This window comes from Ectothiorhodospira marina, from assembly GCF_900109495.1.
GTDB lineage: Bacteria > Pseudomonadota > Gammaproteobacteria > Ectothiorhodospirales > Ectothiorhodospiraceae > Ectothiorhodospira > Ectothiorhodospira marina.
The window spans coordinates 39,927-66,390 of sequence record NZ_FOAA01000016.1; the positions used below are offsets into that span (position 1 = coordinate 39,927).

At 61.4% G+C, this 26,464-nt stretch carries 21 protein-coding genes; 8 read left to right on the top strand and 13 right to left on the bottom strand.

Going from position 1 to position 26,464, the window contains the following annotated elements:
- Positions 1 to 63 precede the first annotated feature (63 nt).
- The 8 genes from BMY52_RS12635 to BMY52_RS12670 all read left to right on the top strand — a co-directional run bounded on the left by BMY52_RS12635 (position 64) and on the right by BMY52_RS12670 (position 8,417).
- The gene (locus BMY52_RS12635; RefSeq protein ID WP_090254965.1) at positions 64 to 1,137 is read left to right on the top strand and encodes a sensor histidine kinase; all 1,074 of its coding nucleotides are present in this window, start codon (positions 64 to 66) and stop codon (positions 1,135 to 1,137) included.
- Positions 1,137 to 1,871, top strand: coding sequence for a LytR/AlgR family response regulator transcription factor (locus BMY52_RS12640; protein ID WP_090254967.1), 735 nt, complete (start codon positions 1,137 to 1,139; stop codon positions 1,869 to 1,871). Before BMY52_RS12635 ends, BMY52_RS12640 begins: the two co-directional genes overlap by 1 nt.
- Positions 1,872 to 2,055: 184 nt before the next feature.
- Positions 2,056 to 3,024, top strand: coding sequence for a hydroxymethylbilane synthase (gene hemC / locus BMY52_RS12645; RefSeq protein WP_090254970.1), 969 nt, complete (start codon positions 2,056 to 2,058; stop codon positions 3,022 to 3,024).
- Positions 3,021 to 3,854, top strand: a complete 834-nt coding sequence (locus tag BMY52_RS12650; protein ID WP_090254972.1) for a uroporphyrinogen-III synthase — start codon at positions 3,021 to 3,023, stop codon at positions 3,852 to 3,854. The genes hemC and BMY52_RS12650 overlap by 4 nt, the downstream gene beginning before the upstream one ends.
- Positions 3,847 to 5,349 carry a uroporphyrinogen-III C-methyltransferase gene (locus BMY52_RS12655; RefSeq protein ID WP_090254974.1) on the top strand — a complete coding sequence of 501 codons (1,503 nt, stop codon included), beginning with the start codon at positions 3,847 to 3,849 and terminating at the stop codon, positions 5,347 to 5,349. Before BMY52_RS12650 ends, BMY52_RS12655 begins: the two co-directional genes overlap by 8 nt.
- Before the next feature lie 3 nt (positions 5,350 to 5,352).
- Positions 5,353 to 6,642, top strand: a complete 1,290-nt coding sequence (locus BMY52_RS12660) for a heme biosynthesis HemY N-terminal domain-containing protein (protein ID WP_090254975.1) — start codon at positions 5,353 to 5,355, stop codon at positions 6,640 to 6,642.
- Between the two features lie 192 nt (positions 6,643 to 6,834).
- A complete protein-coding gene (locus tag BMY52_RS12665) occupies positions 6,835 to 7,776 on the top strand; it encodes an NAD-dependent epimerase/dehydratase family protein (RefSeq protein WP_090254977.1) in 942 nt (313 codons plus the stop codon).
- Positions 7,777 to 7,856: 80 nt separating this feature from the next.
- Complete coding sequence (locus tag BMY52_RS12670; RefSeq protein WP_090254979.1) at positions 7,857 to 8,417, top strand: LbetaH domain-containing protein; 561 nt, start codon at positions 7,857 to 7,859, stop codon at positions 8,415 to 8,417.
- A 60-nt stretch (positions 8,418 to 8,477) separates the two neighbouring features.
- Here BMY52_RS12670 and BMY52_RS12675 read toward each other — a convergent pair whose 3' ends face one another.
- The 13 genes from BMY52_RS12675 to dnaA all read right to left on the bottom strand — a co-directional run bounded on the left by BMY52_RS12675 (position 8,478) and on the right by dnaA (position 26,435).
- A complete protein-coding gene (locus tag BMY52_RS12675; RefSeq protein ID WP_090254981.1) occupies positions 8,478 to 8,888 on the bottom strand; it encodes a DUF4168 domain-containing protein in 411 nt (136 codons plus the stop codon).
- A 350-nt stretch (positions 8,889 to 9,238) separates the two neighbouring features.
- Entirely contained in the window at positions 9,239 to 10,675 is a 1,437-nt protein-coding gene (locus BMY52_RS12680; RefSeq protein ID WP_425429239.1) for a sigma-54-dependent transcriptional regulator, read from the bottom strand.
- Positions 10,653 to 12,143, bottom strand: a complete 1,491-nt coding sequence (locus tag BMY52_RS12685) for a sensor histidine kinase (RefSeq protein ID WP_090254985.1) — start codon at positions 12,141 to 12,143, stop codon at positions 10,653 to 10,655. The genes BMY52_RS12680 and BMY52_RS12685 overlap by 23 nt, the downstream gene beginning before the upstream one ends.
- 34 nt (positions 12,144 to 12,177) lie before the next feature.
- Positions 12,178 to 13,821: a methyl-accepting chemotaxis protein gene (locus BMY52_RS12690; protein WP_245740849.1), complete on the bottom strand. Its 1,644-nt coding sequence runs from the start codon at positions 13,819 to 13,821 to the stop codon at positions 12,178 to 12,180.
- A 144-nt stretch (positions 13,822 to 13,965) separates the two neighbouring features.
- On the bottom strand, positions 13,966 to 15,429 hold the full coding sequence (gene ubiD, locus BMY52_RS12695) for a 4-hydroxy-3-polyprenylbenzoate decarboxylase (RefSeq protein WP_090254989.1): 1,464 nt from the start codon (positions 15,427 to 15,429) through the stop codon (positions 13,966 to 13,968).
- An 11-nt stretch (positions 15,430 to 15,440) separates the two neighbouring features.
- Entirely contained in the window at positions 15,441 to 16,208 is a 768-nt protein-coding gene (xth, locus tag BMY52_RS12700) for an exodeoxyribonuclease III (RefSeq protein ID WP_090254991.1), read from the bottom strand.
- A complete protein-coding gene (gene prlC, locus BMY52_RS12705) occupies positions 16,205 to 18,247 on the bottom strand; it encodes an oligopeptidase A (RefSeq protein ID WP_090254993.1) in 2,043 nt (680 codons plus the stop codon). The genes xth and prlC overlap by 4 nt, the downstream gene beginning before the upstream one ends.
- A 144-nt stretch (positions 18,248 to 18,391) precedes the next feature.
- On the bottom strand, positions 18,392 to 19,288 hold the full coding sequence (locus BMY52_RS12710) for a GIDE domain-containing protein (protein WP_090254995.1): 897 nt from the start codon (positions 19,286 to 19,288) through the stop codon (positions 18,392 to 18,394).
- 18 nt (positions 19,289 to 19,306) lie between these two features.
- Positions 19,307 to 19,879, bottom strand: a complete 573-nt coding sequence (locus tag BMY52_RS12715; protein ID WP_090254997.1) for a LemA family protein — start codon at positions 19,877 to 19,879, stop codon at positions 19,307 to 19,309.
- A gap of 129 nt (positions 19,880 to 20,008) precedes the next feature.
- A complete protein-coding gene (gyrB, locus tag BMY52_RS12720; RefSeq protein ID WP_090254999.1) occupies positions 20,009 to 22,432 on the bottom strand; it encodes a DNA topoisomerase (ATP-hydrolyzing) subunit B in 2,424 nt (807 codons plus the stop codon).
- 118 nt (positions 22,433 to 22,550) lie between these two features.
- Entirely contained in the window at positions 22,551 to 23,630 is a 1,080-nt protein-coding gene (recF, locus tag BMY52_RS12725; RefSeq protein WP_090255000.1) for a DNA replication/repair protein RecF, read from the bottom strand.
- A 2-nt stretch (positions 23,631 to 23,632) separates the two neighbouring features.
- Positions 23,633 to 24,733 carry a DNA polymerase III subunit beta gene (dnaN, locus tag BMY52_RS12730; RefSeq protein ID WP_090255002.1) on the bottom strand — a complete coding sequence of 367 codons (1,101 nt, stop codon included), beginning with the start codon at positions 24,731 to 24,733 and terminating at the stop codon, positions 23,633 to 23,635.
- A 283-nt stretch (positions 24,734 to 25,016) separates the two neighbouring features.
- A complete protein-coding gene (dnaA, locus tag BMY52_RS12735) occupies positions 25,017 to 26,435 on the bottom strand; it encodes a chromosomal replication initiator protein DnaA (RefSeq protein ID WP_090255004.1) in 1,419 nt (472 codons plus the stop codon).
- Between the last annotated feature and the right edge of the window lie 29 nt (positions 26,436 to 26,464).

Here is a 26,464-nt window from a genome sequence, read left to right on the forward strand (position 1 = left end):
CGCGGAGTATACCATTGGGATACCGTACCCTGGAGGACGGCCCATGCAATGGATCCAAAGCCCATGAACTTCACCCCAAAACACTCGCAGGACGGGCGCAAAACGCCGGCGCGCCCTTTGTTTCTGCCAGACTTCTGCGAGAGTCGCACGGTCTTCGTGGTGGTGCTCATGGCACAGTTGCTGGCCTTCATCCTGGCCCTGGCATCCGAGCCCCGCCCCCAGGGCTTCTGGGTCAATCTGGCTCTGACCTCGCTGTTTGTGCAGTGGGTGGCCCTGGGCACGGTGTTCACCCTGTGCCTGAACCGCGGCTGGCTGCGACGTCTGCGCCCCCTCAATGCCGCGGTGGCCGCCTGGCTGATCATGCTGGCAGTGACCCTGGTGATGTCCGTCATTGCCCTGCATCTGTCGCATCGCCTGGGGTGGTACACCCTGGGCTCCGGTTTTCCCGTGGATGAATTTCTCATGCGGGCGCTGGCCGTGAGTGCCATTGTCTGCGCGGTGGCGCTGCGTTATCTGTATGTTCAGAAACAGTGGCAGGAGAATGTGGAAGCCGAGGCCCGCTCCCGGGTACAAGCCCTGCAGGCGCGCATTCGCCCACATTTTCTGTTCAACAGCATGAACACCATCGCCAATCTCACCCGCAGCCAGCCGGAGCAGGCAGAATCCACGGTCATGGATCTGGCGGATCTGTTCCGCGCCACCTTGTCCACCAAGGACAGCGTCACGCTCAACGAAGAGGTGGGCCTGGCACAACGCTATCTGCGGATCGAGGCCCTGCGCCTGGGGGATCGTTTGCAGGTGGAGTGGCGCATCGACGAATCGGTGCCCATGGATTACCCCATTCCCAGCCTGACCCTGCAGCCCCTGGTGGAGAATTCCATTTACCATGGTATCGAGCCCCTGACCGAGGGCGGCACGGTGGCCGTGGAGATCCGACTGCGGGATCATTACCTGCACATCATCGTGGAGAACCCGCTGCCCCCGGAGAAGGAGCGCAATCAACGCCCCGGCAACCGCTTCGCCCAGGAGAGCATTCGCCAGCGGCTGGCGCTGGCCTATCGGGGCGAGGCGCGCATGGAAACGACCCAGAGCCGGGAACGCTATCGTGTGGATATCTCGCTACCCAGGAGGAAGTGATGAAGGTGTTGATCGTGGATGACGAGCAACCGGCCCGTGAGCGGCTCGCCTCACTGCTGGAGCAGATGCCGGAATACGAGGTGGTGGCCAATGCCTCCAATGGTCTGCAGGCGGTGCGGCTGGCGCAGCAACTGGAACCCGACATCGTATTGCTGGACATCCGCATGCCGGGGATGGATGGCCTGGAGGCCGCCAGCCACATTGCCGAGATGGAAACCCCGCCGGCAGTCATCTTCATCACTGCGTACGAGGGTCACGCCATCGAGGCATTCGAGACCCACGCGGTGGGTTACCTGCTCAAACCGGTGCGTCAGGAACGCCTTCAGGAGGCCCTGGAACAGGCCGGCCGGCCCAACCGGGCCCAACTGGGTCATCTTCAGGACTCCACTCATCAGGGCCGCACCCGCAGCCATATCTGCGCCCGGGTGCGCGGCAACCTGGAACTCATCCCCGTGGAGGGCGTGCATTATTTCCAGGCGGATCAGAAATATGTCACCGTGCGCCATGATGAGGGCGAGGTGCTGATTGAAGAGCCCCTCAAGGCCCTGGAAGAGGAGTTCGGCGAGGACTTCCTGCGCATTCACCGCAACGCCCTGGTGGCCAAAAGCCGTTTCGGCGGCATGGAGAAAAACAACCAGGGGGGCTTCGAAGTGGTGCTCAAGGACTCGGGAGAGCGCCTGGAGGTGAGCCGACGCCACGTGGCCGAGGTACGCCGCTTCCTCAAGACCCTTTAACACTGTTTTAAGCCATTGGGGAGAGAGACCGGGCCCTGGAAGATCCAATGACCGGGCCTGGGTCAAGTAAAGTTGACAGAGATCCGTCTGCCCCATGTGTTGAAAGGCAGACATAATGTATGGTTGCGTTGTACGATACCGCAAACCTTCAACACGGCCAGATTACGCGAGCTGCTACCCGCCCATGCCCAAGACTGAACTCAAGATCGCCACCCGGAAAAGCCCTCTCGCCCTGTGGCAGGCCGAGGAAGTATCCCGCCGGGTCAGAGCCCTGTTCCCGGATGTGCAGGTCACATTGGTGAAAATGTCCACCCAGGGTGACCGGATCCTGGATACCCCGCTGGCCAAGGTGGGCGGCAAGGGTCTGTTCGTGAAGGAACTGGAAACCGGCCTGCTGGAGGGTGACGCCGACATCGCCGTACATTCCCTCAAGGACGTCCCCATGGAACTGCCCGAGGGCCTGGAACTGCCCATCATCCTGGACCGTGAGGACCCGCACGACGCCTTCGTGTCGAATCATTACACCTCCCTCGAGGAACTCCCCGAAGGCGCTCGCGTGGGCACCTCCAGTCTGCGTCGGCAAAGCCAGTTGCGGGCCCGATTCCCCAGCTTTCAGGTGCTGGACCTGCGCGGTAACGTGAACACGCGCCTTGCAAAGCTGGACAACGGCGACTACGACGCCATCCTGCTGGCCTCGGCCGGTCTCAAGCGGCTGGGATTTGGTGAGCGCATCACCCGGGTACTCAGCGCCGACGAGAGCCTGCCGGCCATTGGTCAGGGTGCCATCGGCATCGAATGTCGCTGCAATGACCCGGAGGTGATGGAGTTGATCGGCCCCCTCAACGACCCGGACACCCATGTACGGGTGACCGCGGAGCGAGCCTTCAACTATCGCCTCAATGGCGGTTGCCAGGTCCCCATCGGTGGTTACGCCGAGTTACGCGACGACGGCACCCTGCACATGCGTGGCCTGGTGGGTGAGCCGGACGGTTCGCTGGTCTACCGGGCCAGCCTGGAAGGTCCGCGAGAGAAAGCCGCTGAGCTGGGCGTGGCCCTGGCCGAGCAACTGCTGCATGAGGGAGCCGGTCGCATCCTCAAGGATCTGGGCCTGAACCCCGCCGAACTGTCCAAAAGTCAAAACCCGATGTCATGAGTTCAGCTGAAGCCAGGGCAACAGCACCCAGGGAAGGCGCCACGGGCCCGTTGCAGGGGGTGACCGTGATGGTGACCCGTCCGGCCCACCAGGCCGAGCGTTTCTGCCACCTGGTTGAGGCCGCCGGAGGGCAGGCCTTGCGCTTTCCCACGCTGGAGATCAAGGAGGCGCATGACACGGCGGCCCTGGATGCCCTGATCGACAGGCTTGAAGACTTCCATATCGCGGTGTTCGTCAGCCCCAACGCCGTGAACCGGACCCTCAATCGGATCCATGGAAGAAGGCAAATGCCTTCGGGGCTGAAACTGGCCACTGTGGGCCGCAAATCGGCCCAGGCCCTGGAGCGGCTCGGCTATCAGGTGGACATCTGCCCGCCCAGCCGCTTTGACAGCGAGGCACTGCTGGAACAACCTGAATTGCAGGATGTGCAGGGTCGGGACGTGGTGATCTTCCGGGGTGACGGAGGGCGGGAACTGCTAGGTGCTACACTCACCGCTCGGGGGGCAAGGGTGACCTTCGTGGAGTCCTATCGTCGTGGCCTGCCGGATGCGGATACCGACCGGGTGTTGCGGCAATGGTCCCGTGGCGACATCCATGTGATTGCGATCACCAGCAGTGAGGGGCTGCGCAACCTCTACGAAATGGTAGGCAAGGTGGGGCAGTTCTGGCTGCGCGGCACGCCGATCGTGGTGGGCTGCGAACGCATGCTGGACACGGCCCGGGAGATGGGCTTCAAACAGACCCCAGTCGTGGCCGCCGACCCCAGCGACGAGGCCATGCTGGAGGCCGTGCAGAAATGGGCTGAAAAGAGGAAGCAAACTCATGAGTAGACAACGATCAAATCCAAAGGCCAAAGGCGGCGCCAAGCCAACGGCAACCGGGGCGGGCACCCCGGAAGAAAAGACGAAGACACGGAGCCGTGGTCAGGCCTCCGGTCACTCGCTGAGCGCCGCGACCAAAAGGGATACGGTGGCCTATAACGCCGATTCCAAGGACAAGGACGCACTTTCCGGCCAGGTCGGCACCAAGCCCGCGGACCAGGCCGGGGCAGACAAAACTCAAACCCCAAAGCCCGAGGCATCAAAACCCGTGGACAACAAACCTGAAACCTCCAAAGCCGACTCGACAAAGAGCGGGTCCGACAAATCCGAACCAGTCAAGGGCACTGCGGCGAAGGCGACTGGGAGCAGCCCCGGCGCCGCCAAGCCGGCACCCGCTCAAGGCGGTGGTGGCGCGGGCCGTACGCCGCCGCCCCCGTCCGGTGGCCAATCCAGTGGCCGCAACAGCAAGCTGCCGCTGATCGTCGGTGGTGTCGCTGTGGTGCTGGCCCTGGGCATCGGCATGAACGCCTCGTCGAATGCCAACAAGGCCATGGAGATGGCCAATGAGGCCAATGACCGCTTGAGCAGCGCGCTGCGTGAGCTGGCCGAAATCGAGGAACGCACCCAGGCCCTGCCTGAAACCATCAGCCGCATGGAAACCCAGGTCAGTGAGCTTGAGGGTGACGTTCGCACCGAATTGGAGAAGGCCCTGGAAGAGGCCCGTACCGAGCTGGCCAGTATTGAGGAGCGTCAGCAGCGCCGTCTCGAGACCCTGGAAGAGGGCCTGGGCGCCATCCAGAATGAGTCCGAACGTCCCCACCGCGAATGGCAGGCCGCCGAAGTCACGTACCTGCTCGGGATTGCCGATCATCGCCTGAACCTGATGGATGATCCCAAGGGTGCCATCGCCGCGCTGAAGTCGGCCGACACCATGCTGCAAGCCATGGGCGATCCGAAGTACAGCGAGGTGCGAGACGCCATCGCCGAGGAAATTGCTGCCCTGGAAGGCTATGAAGGCAGTAACGTGCAGGAGATCGTGGCTGCACTGGATGAGATCGTCGAGGAACTCCAACCCCTCCCGCTCCAGAAGCCTGAAACGGAATCCGGGGGTCGACTCTCCCTGGTGAACGGTGATGCCCCCAACGGCGATTCGCCCTGGTGGGAACGCGCCTATTACCAGGTGGTATCCGAACTGAACCAGCAAGTCACCGTACGCCGTCATGACCAGGCCGTGCGTTCCATGCCGGATGCAGATGCCGAATTGTTCATGCGTCAGGCCCTGGCACTTCGTATCGAATCCGCCCGGTTGGCCGCCCTGCGCGACAACGAAGACGAATACCGCGAAAATCTCCAGAGTGCCCGCGCCATGCTGGCAGAGTATTTCGCCTCCGAGCCGGTCGCTCCTCTGATGAAGCGCCTGGAAGACCTGGAAAAACGTGATCTGCGCCCCGAGCAGCCTGAAATCGGCAAGTCGGCTGAACTGCTGGCTGAGCTGGAGGGTTAATCAATGAAATCTCTGATCGTCATCTTTCTCGTACTGATCGCCTCTGCGATCGCGACCCTGTTGTTCATGGAAGAGCCTGGCTACGTACTTTTCGCCTATGGCGACATGAGCCTGGAAACCAGCATGGCCTTCTACATCGTGGCCATGGTGGTCGTGCTACTGGCGCTCTACGGCGTGATCCGCTTCCTGGTGGGTCTGTTCGGTCTCCCGAGCAACATGAGCGCCCGCCGCAAGCAGAAGAAGGCCATGGTCTGCCAGAAGGGCCTGGCTCTGGGCATGGCGGAAATGACCGAAGGCCGCTGGAACAAAGCCGAAAAGCTGCTGGTGCAGTCGGCTCGCCGAGGTGATTCCCCCACCCTGAACTACCTGTCCGCGGCCCGCGCCGCTCAGGCTCAGGGTGCCTACGATCGCCGCGATGAGTACCTGCGTCAGGCCTCTCAGGCTGAAGCCGGCGCCGAAGTGGCCGTGGGCCTCACCCAGGCCGAGCTGCAACTGGACCATGGTGAGACCGGACCTGCCACCAGCACATTGCGCCACATGAATGACGTGGCCCCGGGCCATCCCCAATTGCTGCGCCTGCGGGCACGGCTCTATCGGGAAACCGGTGACAGCGCCTCGCTCCTCAACGTCCTGCCCGAGTTGCGCAAGGCCCGTGCCCTGGACAACAAGGCCCTGGACGAGATGGAAGCCGAAGCATTCTCCGCGCGTGCCGCCGAACTGGCCGCCGCGGGCGACCTGGGCAAGCTGGAAGGTGCCTGGGTGAGTCTGCCCAAGACCTCCCGCAGCCGTCATGAACTGGTGGAGCCCTACGCCCGTGCGCTGATCAACCTCAATGAGCCGGATCGTGCCGAAGTGGTGCTGCGCAGCAGCCTGAAACAGCACTGGAATGAGCGTCTGGTTCACTTGTATGGTCAGCTCACCGTCAACGATACCAATCGCGCCATCAGCGTGGCCGAAGGCTGGCTGCGCGAGCATCGCCGTGATCCGGTGCTGTTGCTGACCCTGGGTCGCCTTTGCAAACAAGGCAAGGCGTGGGGCAAGGCCCGCGGTTATCTGGAGTCCAGCGTGAATGCCAAGCCCACCCCGGAAGCCTACCGTGAGTTGGGTGAAATCCTGGATCAGGTGGGTGAGGAAAAGCTGGCTCAGGATGCCTACCGCAAGGGTCTGCAGGTGGCCGTGGACGGCAGCCTGTCCGAGCCAGTGGTGCCGGTGGCGCCCCAGCCCGAAGCGGGCAAGCCTCTGCCCGGCCGTCGCCGCGGCAAGGTGGGACAGCCCAGACTGTCCAGCGCCTGATTGGGCGGGAATCCCGGCGCGGCACACAGACGGATCGTGTCGGGATTCCTGAAGGCCTGATGCAGCTAAGGCAAGGGCCATCCGCGCAGGCGGATGGCCCTTTTTTCTGGGTAAAATCCGGGCGGCCTCCCCGGACACGACCACCGCTGAAACGGTATAGTCACACGACGTCAGTCAATCAGGAGAAGGACCATGAAACCGGTACTCATCATGGGCTGCGGCTATGTGGGAGAACGTGTGGGACATCGCATGGCTCACGAGGGACGGCGGGTCATCGGCGTGGCACGCCACCCCGAACGGGTGCGGGAACTGAAGGCCATGGGCTTCGAAGCCCTCCAGGCCGATCTGGATACCGGTGAGGGTCTGGACGTCCTGCCCCTGGCGGGCTGTCTCGTACTGCACAGCGTGCCACCCCCCAGTCAAGGACGAGTGGATCCGAGAACCGCCCGGTTCGCTGAATTGTGTCGACGGCAACCACCCGAAAAAATCGTCTACATCAGCACCACCGGAGTCTATGGAGACCAGGGCGGGGCTCAGGTGGATGATCTCACCGAACCCTCACCCATGACCGACCGGGGGCATCGGCGACTGGATGCGGAAAAGCGTCTGGGCCAGCTCATGGCTGAGGCCGGTATCCCGGTGGTGGTGCTCAGGGCACCGGGAATCTACGGTCCGTTCAGGCTTCCCGTGGCCCGTATCCAGGCAGGAGAGCCGGTCATCTGCCCCGAGGACGCCGGTCCGGGCAATCGTATTCACGCTGATGACCTGGCCACGCTGTGCGCAGCCGCTCTGGATCATGGTCCGGAAGGACAAACCTACAACGTGGGGGACAGCGACCACCGCTCCATGACCGATTTTGTCTATGCCGTGGCAGATGCCGCAGACCTCCCGCGTCCCCCCTGCGTGAGCATGGCGGAGGCGGAAGAGGTGCTCAGTCCGGGCATGATGTCCTTCCTGCGTGAGTCCCGGGTCGTCGTGGCGGGGCGCAGTCTGGTGGATCTTGGGGTGGATCTGCATTATCCGCGGATGGAAGCCGGCATCCGGGCATCACTCAAGGTCGAACAAGGCGATGACACACTTGATGATGCCGAGGTCACTCCTTACCGCATCAGCCGTCGCAACACCCACGGATGACACGCGCAAGCATGATTGCCTTGTGCCCGCGACGGTGGCAGCATGAGCCACTTTTTTGAGACTGACATGAGGGCACTGCCTTGATACGCAAGAACCCCACGGGGCATCTGCCCCAAGTGGCCGAGTCTGCATTCGTGGACCCGACCGCCATCCTTTGTGGCAAGGTGGTGGTTGGAGAGCATGTGTTTATTGGTCCCTATGCCGTCATCCGGGCCGATGAACTGGACGCTCAGGGTGAACTGGAACCCATCATCATCGGTGATAATTCCAATATTCAGGACGGGGTCGTCATCCACTCCAAGTCCGGTGCCCGGGTCGAGATTGGGGAAAATACCTCCATCGCCCATCGTTCCATCATCCATGGCCCCTGCAAGGTAGGGAACCGGGTCTTCATCGGCTTTAACACGGTCCTGTTCAACTGCTCGGTGGGAGGGGGATCGGTCATCCGCCATAACTCAGTAGTGGAAGACTGTCAGGTGCCGGAATCCTTCTATATCCCGTCCACCAGCAATATCCATTCCGAAACCGACCTGGCGAGCATCGAGGCGGTCACAGCGGATGCTTCAAGTTTCTCGGAGGATGTGGCCCAGACCAATGTAGGTCTGGTACAGGGCTACAAACGCATTCAGAACGAACTCTGATAGGGGAAAGCCGGCCCCCCGACCTGCACCGGGAGGCACGGACACGTCAGGATCCGGCCATTACATCCGTTCGGCAGCCATCTCCTGGACCTGCTGAAGCATGGCGGGGTCGTTCTGAAGGGACATGGCGACCTGATTGTACTCGTCCACGCTCATGCCCTCGTCCTGCACGGCGCTGATCATTTCCTCCTGGGCCTCCTGCTGCAGGGACTGGGCCTCGGCTTCATCCGTCACATCCTGAAGCTGCTGAGAAAAGTCATCCCGGATACGTTGTACGGCCACAAAGGCATCCACGAAACGGTCCAGGGTCTGGGGATCCACCTGGGGAGCCTGCTGCTGGTCCATGCCCGGAGGCTGTTGCTGCTGGCCCTGGAAATCACCCTGCTGCTGGGCCATGGCGTGGCTACCCACGCCCAAGAGGCCGGCGATGGCCACGGTGAGGGAAAGGGTGCGAAGGGGATGATGTTTCATGCGGTTTCTCCTGGTGAAATTAGCGTTACGTCTTAGATAAGCAGATTCCGTGCCAGGAAAGCCATGCCGAGACCGTAGCCCTCTACCCTAACTCTCATACATCACGGTGGTGAGGCACCCCCGATGATGAAAGATACATTACGAGCCCCTCTCCCCTCAGGGGAGAGGGGTTGGGGTGAGGGCTGGCACAGTGCCTCCCCCACCCCCTCATCCCCAGCCCTTCTCCCCCAAGGGGGAGAAGGGAGCTTCCGTAGCTGAACCTGGGTGCTTTCACGTTCACGAAATTCTCTTACGACACTGCCATGCCCCCCCCGCTGAGGGTGGGTCAGGATGGCACATGCGCCACCATGCTACGTGCGCGGAAATGCCTGAGCGTCCATGTCCGCCTCGTCATCCTGGGCGCCATCTCCCAGCCTTCGGTAAAGGGTGCGGCGACCGATCCCCAGCACCCTGGCCGCCTGGCGCTTGTTGCCATCCAGGCGTTCGAGCACCCAACGGATGTAGCGATCCTCGATCTCCTGAAGGGTAGGCATGTGGGTGTCCTCCTCCGACCACAATTGGGTGGCCGCGGCGCCGGCACCTGATTCGGTGCGTGCAGCATCAAGCCGTTCAGGGAGATCCGCCAACTGGATCTCGGTGCCACGACAGAAGGTGACCGCCCGCTCGATGAGGTTGGTCAATTCCCGCACGTTGCCGGGGAATGAGTAGCTGCGCAGAGCGCGCATGGCCTCGGGGGTGATGCCCTCCACAGGACGATCCATGGCCGCTCCGAAACGGGCCAGGAAACGCGCCGCCAGGCGTTCGATGTCATCACCCCGTTCGCGCAGCGGCGGCACATGCAGGCGGAAGGTTTCCAGGCGATAAAACAGATCCTCGCGGAAACAATTATCGGCAATCATGGGCCCAAGATCACGGTTGGTGGCCGCCACGACGCGCACATTGGTTTCCTTTTCCTGATTACTGCCCACCGGACGCACGCGGCCATCCTGAAGCAGGCGCAGCAGCTTTGCCTGCATGGCCATGGGCATCTCGCCGATCTCGTCCAGCAACAGGGTGCCTCCATGGGCCTCGGCGAAGAGGCCTCGACGCGCCTGCTGCGCCCCGCTGAAGGCTCCGGCGGCATGGCCAAAGAGCTCGCTTTCCATAAGTTCGCCGGGTATGCCCGCGCAGTTGATGGCCACGAAGGGGCCACCGGCGCGATCACTCTCGGCGTGAATGGCCCGGGCCACCAGTTCCTTGCCGGTGCCCGACTCCCCGGTGACCAGCACCGGTCCGGAGGCACGTGCCAGTCGACGCACATTTTCGTACAGGGCCTGCATGGCCGGGCTGCTGCCGATCAGGCCATGGAAATCATCCGCCTCCAGCAGCTCGCGGTAGCGGGCCACTTCGGCCTGTAATCGGCGGGTGCGCAGGGCACGGCGCACGGAGATGACCAGATGATCCAGATCCACCGGCTTGGTGAGAAAATCGTCGGCTCCCTGCTTGAGGGCCTCCACCGCCTGGGCAATGGTGCCAAACGCGGTGAGCATGATGAACGACGGCGGCATGGGCAGGCGACGGCACTGTATGAGCAAGTCCTGGCCATCGTTCCCGGGCAGGCGCAGGTCACTGAGGACCAGCGAGATATGCCCGGTTTCCAGATGCGCCCGCGCCGCCTCCGCATCGCCCACGGCGAACACATTCAGGCCGGCATCCTTGAGTTCTTCCACCACCAGCTCACGATGGGAGGCATCGTCCTCCACGACCAGGATCTGCTCAAGGTTGTTATTGGAGGTCTGGGTCATCATTGCCTTCGGTTGCCACGACATTGAGGGGTAGATGAAGCACGAACCGTGCCCCACCCAGGGGGCTTTCCCCCACGTGGATCTCGCCATGGTGCTCCGTGACGGCACCATGGGCCACCGCCAATCCCAAACCCGTGCCGCTGCCCACGGACTTGGTGGTAAAGAAGGGTTCAAACAATCGTGAGCGATGGTCCGGGTCGATGCCCGGTCCATCATCTTCCACCACCAGTGCCAGACGCCCTTGCGCCGATGTCCAGCTCACCTGGACCTGTCCGCCGGGCGTGGCCTGGATGGCGTTGCGCAGGAGGTTCGTAAGGGCCTGTTCCAGCCGTGCTCGATCCATGGGAATCACCGGGCCATCCTCCGGATTGAGCAGAGTCAGGACAGTGCCCCGTGCCCGCGCCTCATCCTGCACCTGGCTCAACGCGGCACTGACCAGTCGACGCACAGGTTCATCGCGCACGCGAGGGGGGTTTCTACGGCCAAAATCCATCAACTGGCGCACGATTCGATCCATCCGACCCACCTCCTGACGAATCTCGGCCAGGGCCCGGGCCTGCGGCGTGTCCGCCTCCACCCGACGCAGGGCCCGTTGGGCCTGTCCGTTGATCACCCCCAGTGGGGAACCCAGCTCATGGGCCACCCCCGCCGCCAGCTGGCCGATCGCGGCCAACTTTTCAGAGTGGCGCAGGCGTTCCTCCAGGGCCGCCTGATGGCGGCGCTGGGCCTCCAGCTCGGCATTGGAGCGATCCATGTTATCCAGCATTCGATTCATGGCCTCAGCCAGCACTCGCAGCTCCCGCGGCCCGGCACCCGCCACCCGTAGCTGACGATCTCCCTGACCCACCCGTGCCATGGCATTGACCAGGCGACTCACATGACGCCCCACCGCTCGTTGATGACCGAGAACCACCACCGTAATGAACAGCAGGCTGAGCCCCCCCAGGGCGGTGAGGGCGCGGGAGCGCACCTGCGTCAGGTCGTCATGAAAATCACCACCATGGCGGGTCACCTGGAGCAACCCGTTGATACGGCCACCGGCATCGCTCAGGGGCATGAAAAAGGAGTAGATCTCCTGGCCCCCCCGATCGTCAAAGGCGCCATGGGTACCCGTTACCGTAGCAAGACGGGCATCCCGCCGACGATCCATGGACGGGCTGCGTGGGCCACTGGCGGCCACCAGTTCCCCCTGGTGATCATAAACGTAGGCACCGTAGACCTGATCGATGCGAAAGGCGGAATCCAGGGCCTGCTGGATATTGCTCCGCTCGCCACGGGCAAGGGCGTCGCTCAGGGGCAGATGAATGGCACGTGCCACCAGCTCGATATCGTGCTGCATCCGCGTTTCCATGTGCGACTCGAGGCTCTTGAGGCCAGACCAGCCCGCCAGAAGCACGATGATCAGCAAGGGGGCGAGCACAAAGGCAAGCAGGGCAGCCCGCAGGCTGTAAGGATACCCAGGGAGTTTCATGGCAATGGCCGGGTGGTGGATTCAGGCGACGCGATCAGCCGCTCCGATCATGATACCCGATACGAAAACCACCCCAGTGACGTCCTTTGACGAAGATGGGCACGGAGAGATCATGCATGATCTCTCCGGTATCCCGCTTGTAGGTCTGTAACAAATAGGGTTTTTGATGTGACCCGCAGCGGGATCCGGTACGGTCCTTGAAGATGCGCTTGGTGCGGTTATTGGCCAGATCCTTCTCATAATCGCCAGTCAGGGCCTTGGCATAACGCCGGTTATGGGTGGGGAAATAGCCCCGATCATCCACAGCACCGGCATAGGCGATAAAGCGATGGCGCTCCAGGATGGGCTCCTGTATGGCTGGCAGCACCTGATCGGTGAAATCGTCAAAGCGTGTCTTGTGCTTTACCGGGTCGGTATCCGGTATCGGCTTGTAGTTGCGGTCGAAGAGATCCTCCAGGCGAATGCGCCCGGCATCCACCGCCGCTTCGAAGGCACGGCCCACAGCGGCAGCAGCCTGTTCCGCCTCATGGCGCACCTGATCATGCAGGCCTCCCAGTCCCACATCCCCCAGGAGTTCATAAATCAGTTCTGCCCGTTCCGCCAATTGTTCCGCTTGCGCGGACAAATGACTGACATCATCCTCCGTCTCCCGTAGATGGCTGCTCACGGTCTGAATCGCCCGGGTCACCTCATCGAGATGTTGATGGTTCTGCTCGGCGCCACTGACCACCGTCTGGATGCAATTATCGGCATTGGCAGAGTGATTGAGGATGTCAGAGAGGTGCTGATCCACCTTCACGGTGCGATCGGCACTGCCCTGGACTGACTCCACCAACTGCTGCATGGTGGAGGCGGCCTGATGGGTTTCGGTATTGATCTCCTGCACCATCTGGCCAATCTCGCCGGTGGCCTGCGAGGTACGGTTGGCCAGGCTGCGCACCTCATCGGCCACCACCGCGAACCCCCGTCCCTGTTCACCGGCTCGGGCGGCCTCGATGGCCGCATTCAAGGCCAGCAGATTGGTCTGTTCGGCAATGCCACTGATCACCTGGGTGATGCGCTGGATCTCGCCAGCCCGGCCCTCGAGACGGGACATGAGTTGCGAGGCCTGCTCCATGCGGGCCTTCATCTCCTCCATATGACTCAGGGCGTCTTCCACGCAGGCATGACCGTCGTGACTGGCCTCGTTGGTCAGACGAGCGCTCTCGGCTGCCTGTTCTGAACTCTCCACGGAGGTCTGCACCGTGGCGGAGATCTGCCCGGAGGCATCAGCAATACCATTGACGGTGGAGACCTGGGAGTGAACCCGCTGCTTCAGGGTGACCGAGGCGTGGGACACCTCCGCGGCGGAAACGGCGATACGCGATCCCGTATCGGCCAATCGCCCCGCCAGCTTACCTTGCTGATCCAGGGCCTGGGCGATGATCTTGACCCGGCTATCATCATGATCACCCAGTGGGGTAGGGGTGCGGGAGCGGCAGCGCGTGTACAGCGCCTCCAGGTTCCGTTCCCGGGGTGCCACCTGCAGTCTGTCCATCACCGCCACGGCACCGCCGGTGGCGAGCACGGAAGCCAGGATGGCCGATCCCGGCCCGGGCCCCAGCAACCACACGAGGCTGAGGGCGAGCAATCCGGACAGTACCACCAGGCCGGTCATGAGGAGCATGCGTTGTGTCATGGCGAGATCCGTGATGAGGAGAACACGGGGCGCCTGCCGGGCGCCTCCTTGCGAGTTCAGTATCGGCCAATACCGTCAGGCCTGTAGGGTTTGATTCACCTCAATCTACCCCAGTGCTCCCCGGGCGCAAAGCACGCCGGTCGGCTAAATGCCCAGTTCGTCCCAAATCTCATCGACCCGTCGCTTCACCTCGTCACTCATGACGATGGGCGTACCCCACTCCCGTTGAGTCTCTCCCGGCCACTTGTTGGTGGCATCAAATCCCATTTTGGAACCGAGGCCGGAGACAGGGGAGGCAAAATCCAGATAATCAATAGGGGTATTATCGATGGTGACCGTATCCCGGCCGGGATCCATACGGGTGGTCATGGCCCAGATCACGTCCTTCCAGTCCCGCGCATTCACATCATCATCCACGATGATCACGAACTTGGTGTACATGAACTGACGCAGGAAGGACCACACACCCAGCATCACCCGCTTGGCGTGGCCCGCATACTGTTTACGGATACTCACCACCGCCAGACGGTAGGAACACCCCTCCGGCGGGAGATAGAAATCAACGATCTCGGGAAACTGCTTTCGCAGGATGGGCACAAACACCTCATTGAGGGCCACGCCCAGGATGGCCGGCTCGTCCGGTGGCCGACCCGTATAGGTGCTGTGATAGATGGGGTCCGGGCGATGCGTCATGCGTTCCACGGTGAACACCGGAAAGCTGTCCACTTCATTGTAATACCCGGTATGGTCGCCAAATGGTCCCTCAGGTGCCATGTCATCCGGATGGATCACACCCTCCAGAATGATCTCGGCGGTGGCCGGCACCTGCAGATCATTGCCCAGACAAGTGGTCAGTTCCGTGCGGGAACCCCGCAGTAAACCCGCAAAGGCATGCTCCGAGAGGGTATCGGGCACCGGGGTGACGGCCCCCAGGATGGTGGCAGGATCGGCACCCAGGATCACGGAGACCGGGAAGGGTTTGCCAGGGTGGGCCTTTTGCCATTCCCGAAAATCCAGGGCGCCCCCGCGATGGGATAACCAGCGCATGATCACACGGTTGCGACCGATCACCTGCTGCCGATAAATCCCCATGTTCTGACGTTCCTTGTGGGGGCCGCGGGTCACCACCAGACCCCAGGTGATCAAGGGACCGGCATCCCCCGGCCAGCAGACCTGCACGGGGAGTTCTCCAAGGTCCACTTCATCCCCCTTCTTGACCACGCTCTGACACACCCCGTGACGCACCTTTTTGGGCGCCATGTCCAGCACCTTCTTGAAGACAGGCAGGGTACTCCAGGCTTCCTTGATCCCCTTGGGCGGATCGGGTTCCTTGAGGAAGGCCAGCAACTTGCCCACCTCGCGCAGGGCCTCCACGGAATCCTCGCCCATGCCCAGAGCCACCCGGCGGGGGGTGCCAAAGAGATTGCCCAACACCGGCATGCGATGTCCGGTAGGGTTCTCGAAGAGCAGGGCAGGGCCCTCAGCGCGGAGCGTGCGATCGCAGATCTCTGTCATCTCCAGGCGCGGGTCGACGGGCGTCTGGATGCGCTTTAATTCGCCCATGGCCTCCAGGCCCTGGATGAACTCGCGAAGGTCACGATATTTCATGATGGTCCGGTCTACAGGTGAAAGTCGGCAACGACGGGCGCGTGGTCGGAGGGACGCTCCAGCCTTCGTGGCGCCACATCGATTGTACTGGCGGTACACTGCCCGGCCAGAGCGGTTGTGGCCAGGATCAGATCGATTCGCAGCCCCTGATTGCGGCGGAAACGGGCAGCCCGGTAATCCCACCAGCTATAACTCGCATCCGGCTGATCAAAACGCCTGAAGACATCCACGAAGCCCAGATCCATGATGGTCTTGAGGGCCTCCCGCTCAGGTGTGGAGCACAGGATTCGCTCGTGCCAGACCTCAGGATCGTGGACGTCACGATCCTCGGGGGCGATGTTGAAATCACCCAGCACCACCACATGCTCATGCCGATCCCGCTCGGTACGCAGAAACTCGGTGACCCGACGCAGCCATTCCAGCTTGTAGGCATACTTTTCGGAACCCACCTCGGAGCCATTGACCACGTAGAGGTTGATCACCCGCACGCCATCCACGGTGGCGGCCAGGATGCGCCGATCCGGGCTCTCCACGCCAGGGGGATCGGTCACCGGGTCCATGGCCGCCGTCCGTGAAAGCAGGGCCACGCCGTTATAGGTCTTCTGCCCCCCAAACACCGCCTGATAGCCTGCCGCCGACAGCGCCTCTACCGGGAAAGCCTCATCAATGAGCTTGGTTTCCTGAAGGGCCAGTACGTCGGGACGCTGCTGCTCCAGCCAGTCCAGTACATGAGGCAGACGCACCTTCAGGGAATTGACATTCCAGGTGGCGATCCTCATGCCGCGGCCAGCCCCGAATGACGCAACAGGGCCTCGATATCGGGTTCCCTACCCCGAAAGGCCTTGAAGAGTTCCAGGGCAGGGCGGGATCCACCTTGCTCGAGGATCTCGGTAAGAAAGGCATGGCCCACGCCGGGACTGAACAGACCTTCTTCCTCAAAACGGGCAAAGGCGTCGGCAGAGAGCACCTCGGCCCATTTGTAGCTGTAATAACCCGCCGCGTATCCGCCGGCAAAGATATGCGAAAACCCATGCTGAAAACGATTGAAGGCGGGCGGCTTCATGACTGCCACCTGATCACGGACCTGGTCGAGGATCTCCTGAATGCGTGCCCCCCGATCCGGATCGTATTCCGCGTGCAGACGCATATCAAACAGGGAAAATTCCAGTTGCCGAACCATCTGCATGGCGGCCTGGAAGTGCCGGGTGGCCAGAAGCTTGTCGAACAGGTCCTGAGGCAGGGGCTCGCCGGTTTCGTGATGGGCGGCAAACATGTCCAGGGCCTCCCGTTCCCAGCACCAGTTTTCCATGAACTGACTGGGCAATTCCACGGCATCCCATTCCACACCATTGATGCCGGCCACATCCGGGCAATCCACCCGCGTGAGCATGTGATGCAGTCCGTGACCAAATTCATGGAAGAGGGTGAGCACTTCATCGTGGGTAAACAGCGCCGGCTTGCCACCCACGGGCGGCGTGGAGTTGCAGGTCATGTAGGCCACCGGCAACTGCAGGTCATCACCATCGCGCAGGCGATTCAGGCACTCATCCATCCAGGCACCGCCCCGCTTGTGGCTGCGCGCGTACAGGTCCAGATAGAAGCGCGCCCGCGGGGTACCGTCCGGGTCCTGGATCTCGTAGAAACGCACCTCCTCGTGCCACACGGGAACGCCCGTCTCCTGATGGATGCGCACCTGATATAACCGCTCCACCAGATCAAACAACCCCTGCAACACGCGATCCACCGGGAAGTAGGGCTTGAGGTCTTCCTGAGAGAGGTTGTAGGCATGCTGGCGCAGTTTCTCCGAGGCATAGGCCAGGTCCCAGGCCTGCAGGTCTTCCAGTTCCAGATGCTCGCGGGCAAACTCGCGCAGGGTCTCCAGTTCCTGGACGGCGGCGGGACGCGCCCGTTCGGCCAGATCCGTGAGGAATCCCACCACCTGTTCCGGGGATTCGGCCATCTTGGTGGCCAAGGAGAGTTGGGCATAATTGTCATAACCCAACAGTCGGGCCTGTTCGTTCCGCAGGGCCAGAATGCGCTCCATTACCTCGGAGTTGTCGAATTTCCGGTCGTGGGGGCCCTCGTCCGAGGCCCGTGTGACGTAGGCACCATACACTTCGCGACGCAGCTCCCGGTCGTCGGCAAAGGTCATGATGGCGTAGTAGGAGGGAAACTCGAGCGTGATCAGGCACCCCTCCAGGGAGCGCTGCCGGGCGTTCTGCCGCAACATATCCATGGCCGACTCGGGCAGGCCCTTCAGTGAGGCTTCCTCGGGCACATGGCGCTGCCAGGCCTGGGTGGCATCGAGGACATTCTCCTCGAAGCGTGAGGTCAACTGAGAGAGCCCTTGAGCGATCTCCTTGTAACGATCCTTCTGTTCATCTCGCAGGTCCACACCGCTCAGGTGGAAGTCCCGCAGGGCGTTGGTGATCACCCGTTGCTGCGTGGGAGAGAGGTCAGCAAACCCCGGACCTTCGGCCATACTCTGGTAGGCCTGAAACAGCCGGACATTCTGCCCCATCTCGGTAGCATAGTCGGAGAGCTTGGGCAGACAGGCATTATAGGCCTGACGGAGAGACTCGGAATTCACCACGGAATTCATGTGGCGCACCGGTGACCAGATTCGGTTGAGTCGGTCTTCCAGCAGAGCGAGGGGATGAATGAAATTCTCCCAGGTGAATGGCCCCGACTGATCCAGCAGGACATTCATGGCCTCGCGGTTTTCCGCCAGTACCTGGTCCACAGCCGGCTCCACGTGTTCCGGCAGGATCTCGGGAAACGGGGGCAACCCGCTCATCTGCAAAAGGGGATTATTCATGAAGGCTCGGATCAAGATAGGGTCAGAGTATTAATGTAACACGCGAATTCGCTTCTGAGCGCAGTCGTCGTGTCATCCCCCGTCGCCCCCTGAAATCACCCTTTTCAATGCGCGATGCGCATGCCGGATGGCGGGGATCTCATCTCAGGTCGTGAGCAACAGCCAGGCAAGGCCGCCAATGGATAGCAGGAAGCCAAGTCCCCCCAAACGGGTCATCCAACGGTACCGGGTAACCAGGTGGTCCTCGGGCAAGGCCGACAGGATATAAGGCCGGCGACGATCGGGGCCACGACTCAAGAGGTGCGTTGCGGGTGCCATGGCGCGCTCGGCACGCTGCATCAGGGCCGTATCGGTGGCAGCCTGCCGGGCGGCCTCCCACTCTTCCAGACAGATCTCTCCGTCTTTGTTGGCATCGAAGCGGGCGAGGGCGGCGGGATCCTTTTTCCACTCCCTGAGGATCCGCGCGACCTCGGTGCTCAGCGTGGTTTCATCTCCGGTGACGTGACTGCGGAAATAACCGATGGCGTAGAGATCATCCTCAAGATGCAAACGACTCTCGATATAGCGATAACGTCCGGCACCCAGAAAGGTCCCCCCGCCCTTGGGCCCCACCAATGGGCGACGTGAGTCCCCGTGCCAGCGGTCCTGATGCACGTGGACCACCTGCGCCCCCTCCGGGTCCACCACGCATTGACCGGTTTCATCCTCCAGATAGAAGAGATCGGTGCTGGTCCCCTGATCCACACAGGTCCAGCGCTGACGGGATTGGCGCCCGGAGCCGCTGCGGTCGCGGCGATCGATCCGATAGGAATACCAGGCGCAGTGGGTACCGGTCAGTGGGGCAATGATGGGAGCGCCTTCCATGAGGCGGGCCTGACCCATGAGTTCCACGTAGCCCTGGGCGGCTGAACGAACGCGAGAGGTGGGCGTATCAGCGATCAGGCGCTTGCGAGTGGCCCCACGGATGAACCCGAACAGGGAGAGGCACAGGGTAGCACCCAGCAAGGTCGCCAGGAGCCAGAATTCGCCTGGATCCAGCACTGGAGCGAAGGCCCGCGATCAGTTGAACAAGGCCCGCACATCCACGTCCTGAGTCTCGCGACGGGTGAACTCCAGGAGATCAAAGGGACCGAAGCGGAACAGGTGGGCAATCACCAGGTCCGGGAATTGCTCGATGCGCACATTGTTACGGTTCACGCTCTCGTTGTAATACTCGCGTCGGTCAGCGATGGCATTTTCCAGGCCGCTGATCCGGGTCTGCAGATGGCGATAGCTTTCATCGGCCTTGAGGTCCGGATAGGCCTCGGCCACGGCAAACAGGTTGCCCAGACCAATACGCAGACCATCTTCGGCCTCGCCCAGGGATTTCATGTCACCTTGTTGCTGTGCGGCATTCACCGCTGAGCGGGCACGCATGACCCGCTCAAGGGTCTCCTTTTCATAGGCCATGTACTGGCGGCAGACTTCCACCAGCTTGGGCAACTCGTCGTAGCGCTGTTTGAGCAGCACCTCGATGTTGGACCAGGACTTGGAGACCGCGTGCTTGAGGTTCACAAGGTTGTTGTAAATGAGCACTGAATACAGGGCGATCAGAAAGAAGATGCCCAGCATGACATAACCGCCGATATCCATGACATTGACCTCAGTCGGATGGTGGAAGCGCCTGGGGACCATTGTGCCCCAGGCAGCAGCGGGATGTCGCCCTGCGGATCGGCTGTTTTCGACCCATGATCGCCTCGATCAGGGAAGGGCAGAGGACCATCAGATGTCCAGATTGGAGGCGGTGAGCGCATTGGCCTCGATGAACTCCCGGCGCGGCTCCACGTGATCCCCCATCAAAGTGGTGAAGACCTCATCGGCGCGGATGGCATCTTCGACCTGAACCTGCAGCAGGCGCCGGGTCTCGGCGTTCATGGTGGTCTCCCAAAGTTGTTCGGGATTCATCTCACCCAAGCCCTTGTAGCGCTGTACCGCCAGCCCCCGGCGAGCCTCGGCCATCAGCCAGTCCATGACCTGCCGGAAACTGCTCACGGGTTGACGCCGTTCCCCTCGCTGGATGCTGGCCCCTTCATCCAGCAGACCATCCAGGCGTTCCGCCAGGCTGCGCAACAGGCGAAATTCGGCCGACTCGAAGAAGTCGACGCCAAAGACATCCCGAATCTCGGCACCATGCATCAGACGCACCACGTGCACCTGGTAGCCGCCCCGATCATCGTCGTGAATTTCCATCCGGTACTGGGTGGCCCCAGCGGCATCCGATTGCAAGCCATCCATCACATGATTGAACCAGGCCTCAAGCTGGTCGCGCTGGGCTCTCTGTTCATCGGACAAGGGCGAAGAGAACACCATTCGCTCGAGCAGGTGACGGTCATAACGTCGACCGAGGCGCTGCACTGCCGCCATGACGCTGTTGTAACGTCGCGCCAGGTCCTCCAGGGACTCGCCGCTGACCGGCGGCGCGTTCTCGTGCACCAGCAGTTTGGCGCCATCAAGGGCCTGATTCAGCAACAGGTTGGTCATCTCCAGTTCATCCTTGACGTAAAGTTCCTGCTTGCCCCTTTTGATCTTGTAAAGCGGTGGCTGAGCGATGTAGATATGCCCCCGCGCGACCAGCTCCGGCATCTGACGGTAGAAGAAGGTGAGCAGCAGGGTACGGATGTGGGAGCCATCCACATCGGCGTCGGTCATGATGATGATGCGATGGTAGCGCAGCTTATCCGGATCGAACTCATCCTTGCCAATTCCACATCCCAGCGCGGTGATCAGGGTGCCCACCTCGGCGGAGGAGAGCATCTTGTCGAATCGGGCCTTCTCCACATTGAGGATCTTCCCCTTGAGGGGCAGGATGGCCTGCGTGCGACGATCGCGACCCTGCTTGGCGGAACCGCCGGCGGAATCACCCTCGACGATGAACAGTTCGGAGAGGGCAGGGTCCTTCTCCTGGCAGTCAGCCAGTTTGCCAGGCAAGCCAGCCACATCCAGCGCGCCCTTGCGGCGGGTCATGTCCCGGGCCTTGCGGGCAGCTTCCCGCGCCCTGGCGGCATCGGTGATCTTGCCGGTGATGATCTTGGCCTCGGCAGGACTCTCCAGGAGGAAGTTGTGCACCGCGTCGGCCATGACCGACTCCACCACACCCTTCACTTCCGATGAGACCAGCTTCTCCTTCGTCTGGGAGGAGAACTTGGGGTCGGGCACCTTGACGGAGAGGACCGCAGTGAGGCCCTCACGGGCATCGTCTCCCGTGGGGTTCACCTTGTGGCGCTTGAGCAGGCCCTCGGTGTCCATGTACTGATTCAGCGTGCGGGTAAGGGCAGAGCGGAACCCCGCCAGATGGGTCCCCCCATCGCGCTGAGGAATGTTGTTGGTGTAGCAGAAGATATTTTCCTGGTAGGAGTCATTCCACTGCAGGGCGATCTCGACACCCAGTCCGTCACGATCAGCGTCCATGTAGATCACGTTGGGGTGCAAGGGGGTCTTGTTCCGGTTCAAATGCTCGACAAAGGCCCGGATCCCGCCCTGATATTCGAAGATGTCCTGCTTGCCTTCATCTCGTTCATCCACCAACTCGATCCGCACACCCGAGTTAAGGAATGACAACTCGCGCAGGCGACGGGAGAGAATGTCGTAGTGAAATTCGGTATCACCAAAGACCTCGGGGCTGGGCTTGAAGCGGATCAGCGTACCTGTTTTCTGAGTCTCGCTCACCGGCTTGAGAGGTGCTTCAGGAACGCCCATGTGGTAGGTCTGGCGGAAGGTCTGACCACCCCGGTAGATGGTCATTTCCAGGACCTCGGAGAGGGCATTCACCACCGACACGCCCACGCCGTGCAGCCCCCCGGATACCTTGTATGAGTTGTCATCAAACTTGCCGCCCGCATGGAGCACGGTCATGATGACCTCAGCTGCGGATCGGCCCTCCTCCGGATGAATGTCCACAGGGATGCCGCGACCATCGTCACTCACGCTCACCGAGCCATCACTGTGGACGGTGACCACGATTTGGTGACAGTGCCCGGCCAAGGCCTCGTCGATGGCATTATCCACCACCTCGAAGACCATGTGGTGCAGACCGGTGCCGTCATCCGTGTCACCGATGTACATCCCCGGGCGCTTGCGGACCGCGTCCAGGCCCTTGAGGACCTTGATGTTGGAGGAGTCGTAGGTGGGAGGCGTGAGGTCGGTCATGCTTTGCCTGCGGTGGACTGAAATGAAGCAGGCATTATAACACTTCGATGGGCTTCACCCCGGGTTGGAGGGTAGGATGGCCACGATGTTCCACGTGGAACATCGCGCCGTTTTCGGGTCAGGCCTCCCTGACCGAGCCATGTTCCACGTGGAACATTCGCTGACTTGACCAGTTCCCCAGTCCCTGCACCTGCTTTGCCTCGATGGCGCTGACAAACACCTGACATTCCAGCCCACTCAGAAAGTCCAGAGCAGCCTCCCGCCGCTCTGCATCAAGCTCTGAAGGCAGATCATCCACCATCACCACCGCGGATCGCCCGGTGACCTGCCGATGGACTGCCACCTGTGACAACCTCAATAACAGCACCGCCGTCTTTTGTTGACCTCGGGATGCCTGCATGGCCAACGAGACCCCATCCCGTCTCAGGACCAGTTCCGCCCGGTGTGGCCCCATCAGGGTATATCCCAGCGAACGCTCCCGATCCCGGGCAGACGCCAGCGCCTCACCCAAATTCACTCCCTCTTTCCAACCACGGCGATACTCCCAGGTCATCCCCTCCACGTCGGGCAACTGCCACCGCAGTCCCACAAACACCGGCCAAAGGCGTTCCAGGTATCCACGGCGATAGTTATCCAGAGATTCTCCGCGTTCCGCCAGTTCCCGCTCCCAGCCCCTCAAAACGCTGTTCGGAAGATCTCGTCTCAGTGCCTCGTTACGCTGATTCAAGGCCCGACGGTAACCCTGCAGAATTTTCATGTATTCCGGTTTTTCGTGGAACAGCCCCCAATCCAGAAAGGATCGTCGCTCCGCGGGGGGGCCGGACAGAAGCTCGTGACTGTCCGGATGGATCACCTGCAACGGCAATACCCGCGCCAACTCCGACTGGGAGCGAACCGTGCGCCCGGCCAGTCGCCCACGCGTTCCCGAGGCCCCCTTGCGGATTCCCATACGGATCTTTTCCGAGTGAGGGTAGGTCACCTGACCGGTGACCATCAGTTCCCGGCTACCCCGATGGACCACGTGTTCAATGCGCGTCGTCCGAAACGATCGTCCTGTGGCGAGCACGTGAATGCCCTCCAACAGACTTGTCTTACCGGAGGCATTGGGGCCAATGATGAGATTCAGGCCCGGCACGGGATCGAGCCGGGCCCTTGCAAAGATGCGTAGGTTGAAGATTTCGAGCCGGGAGAGACTCATCCTCAAAGACGGATGGGCATGACCACGTAAATGGCGCGGGGCATCACCTGGTCACGGATGACGATGGAGGCCCCGGACATGCGGAACTTGATCTCCATGATCTCGCCTTCCAGGTGAGTCACCACATCCAGCAGGTAGGTGCTATTGAAGCCAATTTCCATGGCGGGCCCCGCATACTCCACTTCCAGTTCCTCTTCGGCCTCCTCTTGCTCCGGATTATGTGACTGCAGCTTGAGAAGGTTCTCCCCCAATTCCATGCGCACCCCACGCACTTTGTCATTGGAGAGGATGGCGGTGCGCCCCAATGCCTGTTTGAGGAGTTCCCGGTCGACCTTGAGCACATGCCCATCATCTTCGGGTACCACCCGTTTGTAATCCGGAAAGCGCCCATCAATCAGCTTGGAGGTGAACTGCAACCCGGCAAATACCGCTCGCAGATGGCTGGCCCCCAACTCAAGACGAACCGTGTCATCCACCCGCTCGAGCAAGCGACTCAATTCCATCACCCCCTTGCGCGGCAGGATCAACTGCAGCCCCTCCTGAGTCTCGACGATCGACTCAATGGCGCACAGGGACAACCGATGCCCGTCGGTGGCCACCGTGCGAACCGTGCCGGGTTCCACTTCAAACATCAGTCCATTGAGATAGTACCGGACATCCTGCACCGCCATGGCAAAGGAGGTGCGTTCGATGAGATCCAGTAATTCTCGTTGCGTGACCTCCAGAGAGAGGTTGGCCCGCATCTCTTCCAGGGAGGGATAGTCATCCGCTGGCAGGGTGCTCAAGGTGAAACGCGAACGTCCGGAACTCACCAGCAACCGATCCCCTTCGTGATGCAACCCGACGGTTGCCCCTTCCGGCAATGCCTTGCAGATATCCAGCAGTTTGCGCGCGGGCACCGTCACCAGACCAGGGCTGGCCACCGAGTGTTCCATCTCCGCGACCCATTCCACTTCCAGGTCTGTGGCCACCAATTCCAGTCGGGAGGTCTCCGCCCGGATGAGCACGTTGCTGAGTATCGGCATGGTCTGCCGTTTTTCCACGGCACCGATGACTTGCTGTAGCGGTTTGAGCAGTCGTTCGCGCTCTATGCTGAATTTCATCAGGGAGACCCTTTAATAATGATCTTTTTAAAGACTTACTTTAATCATAATAATTAGCAACCGGTGTTTGCTTGGACAACACCCTTGTTACTCTTATCTTTCATGGACTTGCGCGGCCTCCAGGCTGTGTGCAGCCGCAAGGATAAGGATCGCGCAAGCTGTTGAGGAAATGTGGATAACCTGGCAATCGAAACTTGTCCCGTGTTAGCCCACAAGTTATCCACAGCTCTACCCACCGCTCACACCCACTTTTCCATCTTCAGGACGGTGGGTGGGGGGCAGGTCAGCTCGTCAGCGTTCTCAGCAGGTTGATGAAGTCCTCATTGATGCGGGCGTCGGATTCCCGAAGTTCCTGCACCTTCCGGCAGGCATGCAGCACCGTGGTGTGGTCACGCCCACCGAAGGCCTTGCCAATCTCCGGCAAGCTGTGATTCGTGAGTTCCTTGGAGAGCGCCATGGCCACCTGTCTTGGGCGGGTGATGGACCGACTGCGCCGATTCGAGTGCAGATCCGATACCCGAATCTTGAAATACTCGGCCACGGTTTTCTGGATGTTGTCGATGGTTACCAACTTGTCCTGCAGGGCCAGCAGGTCGTGAAGGGCCTCCTTGGCAAACTCCAGGGTGATGGCACTGCCGGTGAAATGCGCATTGGCCAGCACCCGGCGCAAGGCGCCTTCCAGCTCACGAATATTGGAACGAATGCGCTTGGCCACGAAAAAAGCCACCTCGCTGGGCAGTTCCACCCCAGCCTCTTCGGCCTTGCGATTGAGGATGGCCACCCGGGTCTCCAACTCCGCCGGCTCGATGGCCACGGTCAGCCCCCAGCCAAAGCGGGACTTCAAGCGATCCTCCAGGCCATCCACCTCCTTGGGATATCGGTCACACGTCAGGATCACCTGTTGTTGGCTTTCCAGCAGGGCATTGAAGGTATGAAAGAATTCCTCCTGCGAGCGTTCCTTGCCCGCGAAGAACTGGATATCATCAATCAGCAGGGCATCCACCGAACGATAATAGCGCTTGAACTCGTCGATGGAGTTGTGTTGCAGGGCCTTGATCATATCGGCCACGAAACGCTCCGAGTGGAGATACACCACCTTGGCTCCAGGGCGATGCGCCAGAATCGCATTACCGATGGCGTGCATGAGGTGGGTCTTGCCAAGGCCTGTACTTCCGTACAGGAACAGCGGGTTGTAAGCCATGCCCACGTTGCCGGCCACCTGAAGACTCGCCGCCCGGGCCAATTGGTTGGACTTGCCTTCGACGAAATTCTCGAAGGTGAAATTAGGATTCAGGTTATTCGTGAACTGAGGGGAACTGGCTGCCGGTTGCGGCGCTGCTTCCTGCTGCGGTTGCCGCATGGCTGTGTCGCGGGCGCCGGGGCGCTGATGACCCTGCCCCGTGGCCCCGGGCGGGTTCGTGGTTCTGGCAGGTGCCTTGGTTGCAGCGGGGCGCTGGCTGCTGCCCACTTCCAGGTGCACCCGCACCGACTGATCGCCCAGGGTGTCATTGACCACCTGATCAATGCGCTCGAAAAAGTGGTCTTTCACCCAGTCCAGCACGAATCGATTGGGCGCGAGCAACCGCAGGACTTCCGGTTCCTCCACTGCATGCAGCGGACGTATCCAGGTGTTGAGCTGTTGTTCGGAGAGTTCGCCCTCCAGGCGCGTGACGCATTGCTGCCAAAGGGAGCTGCCGACCAAGGGTAATTCTCCAGGGCTGGGTGGATAAA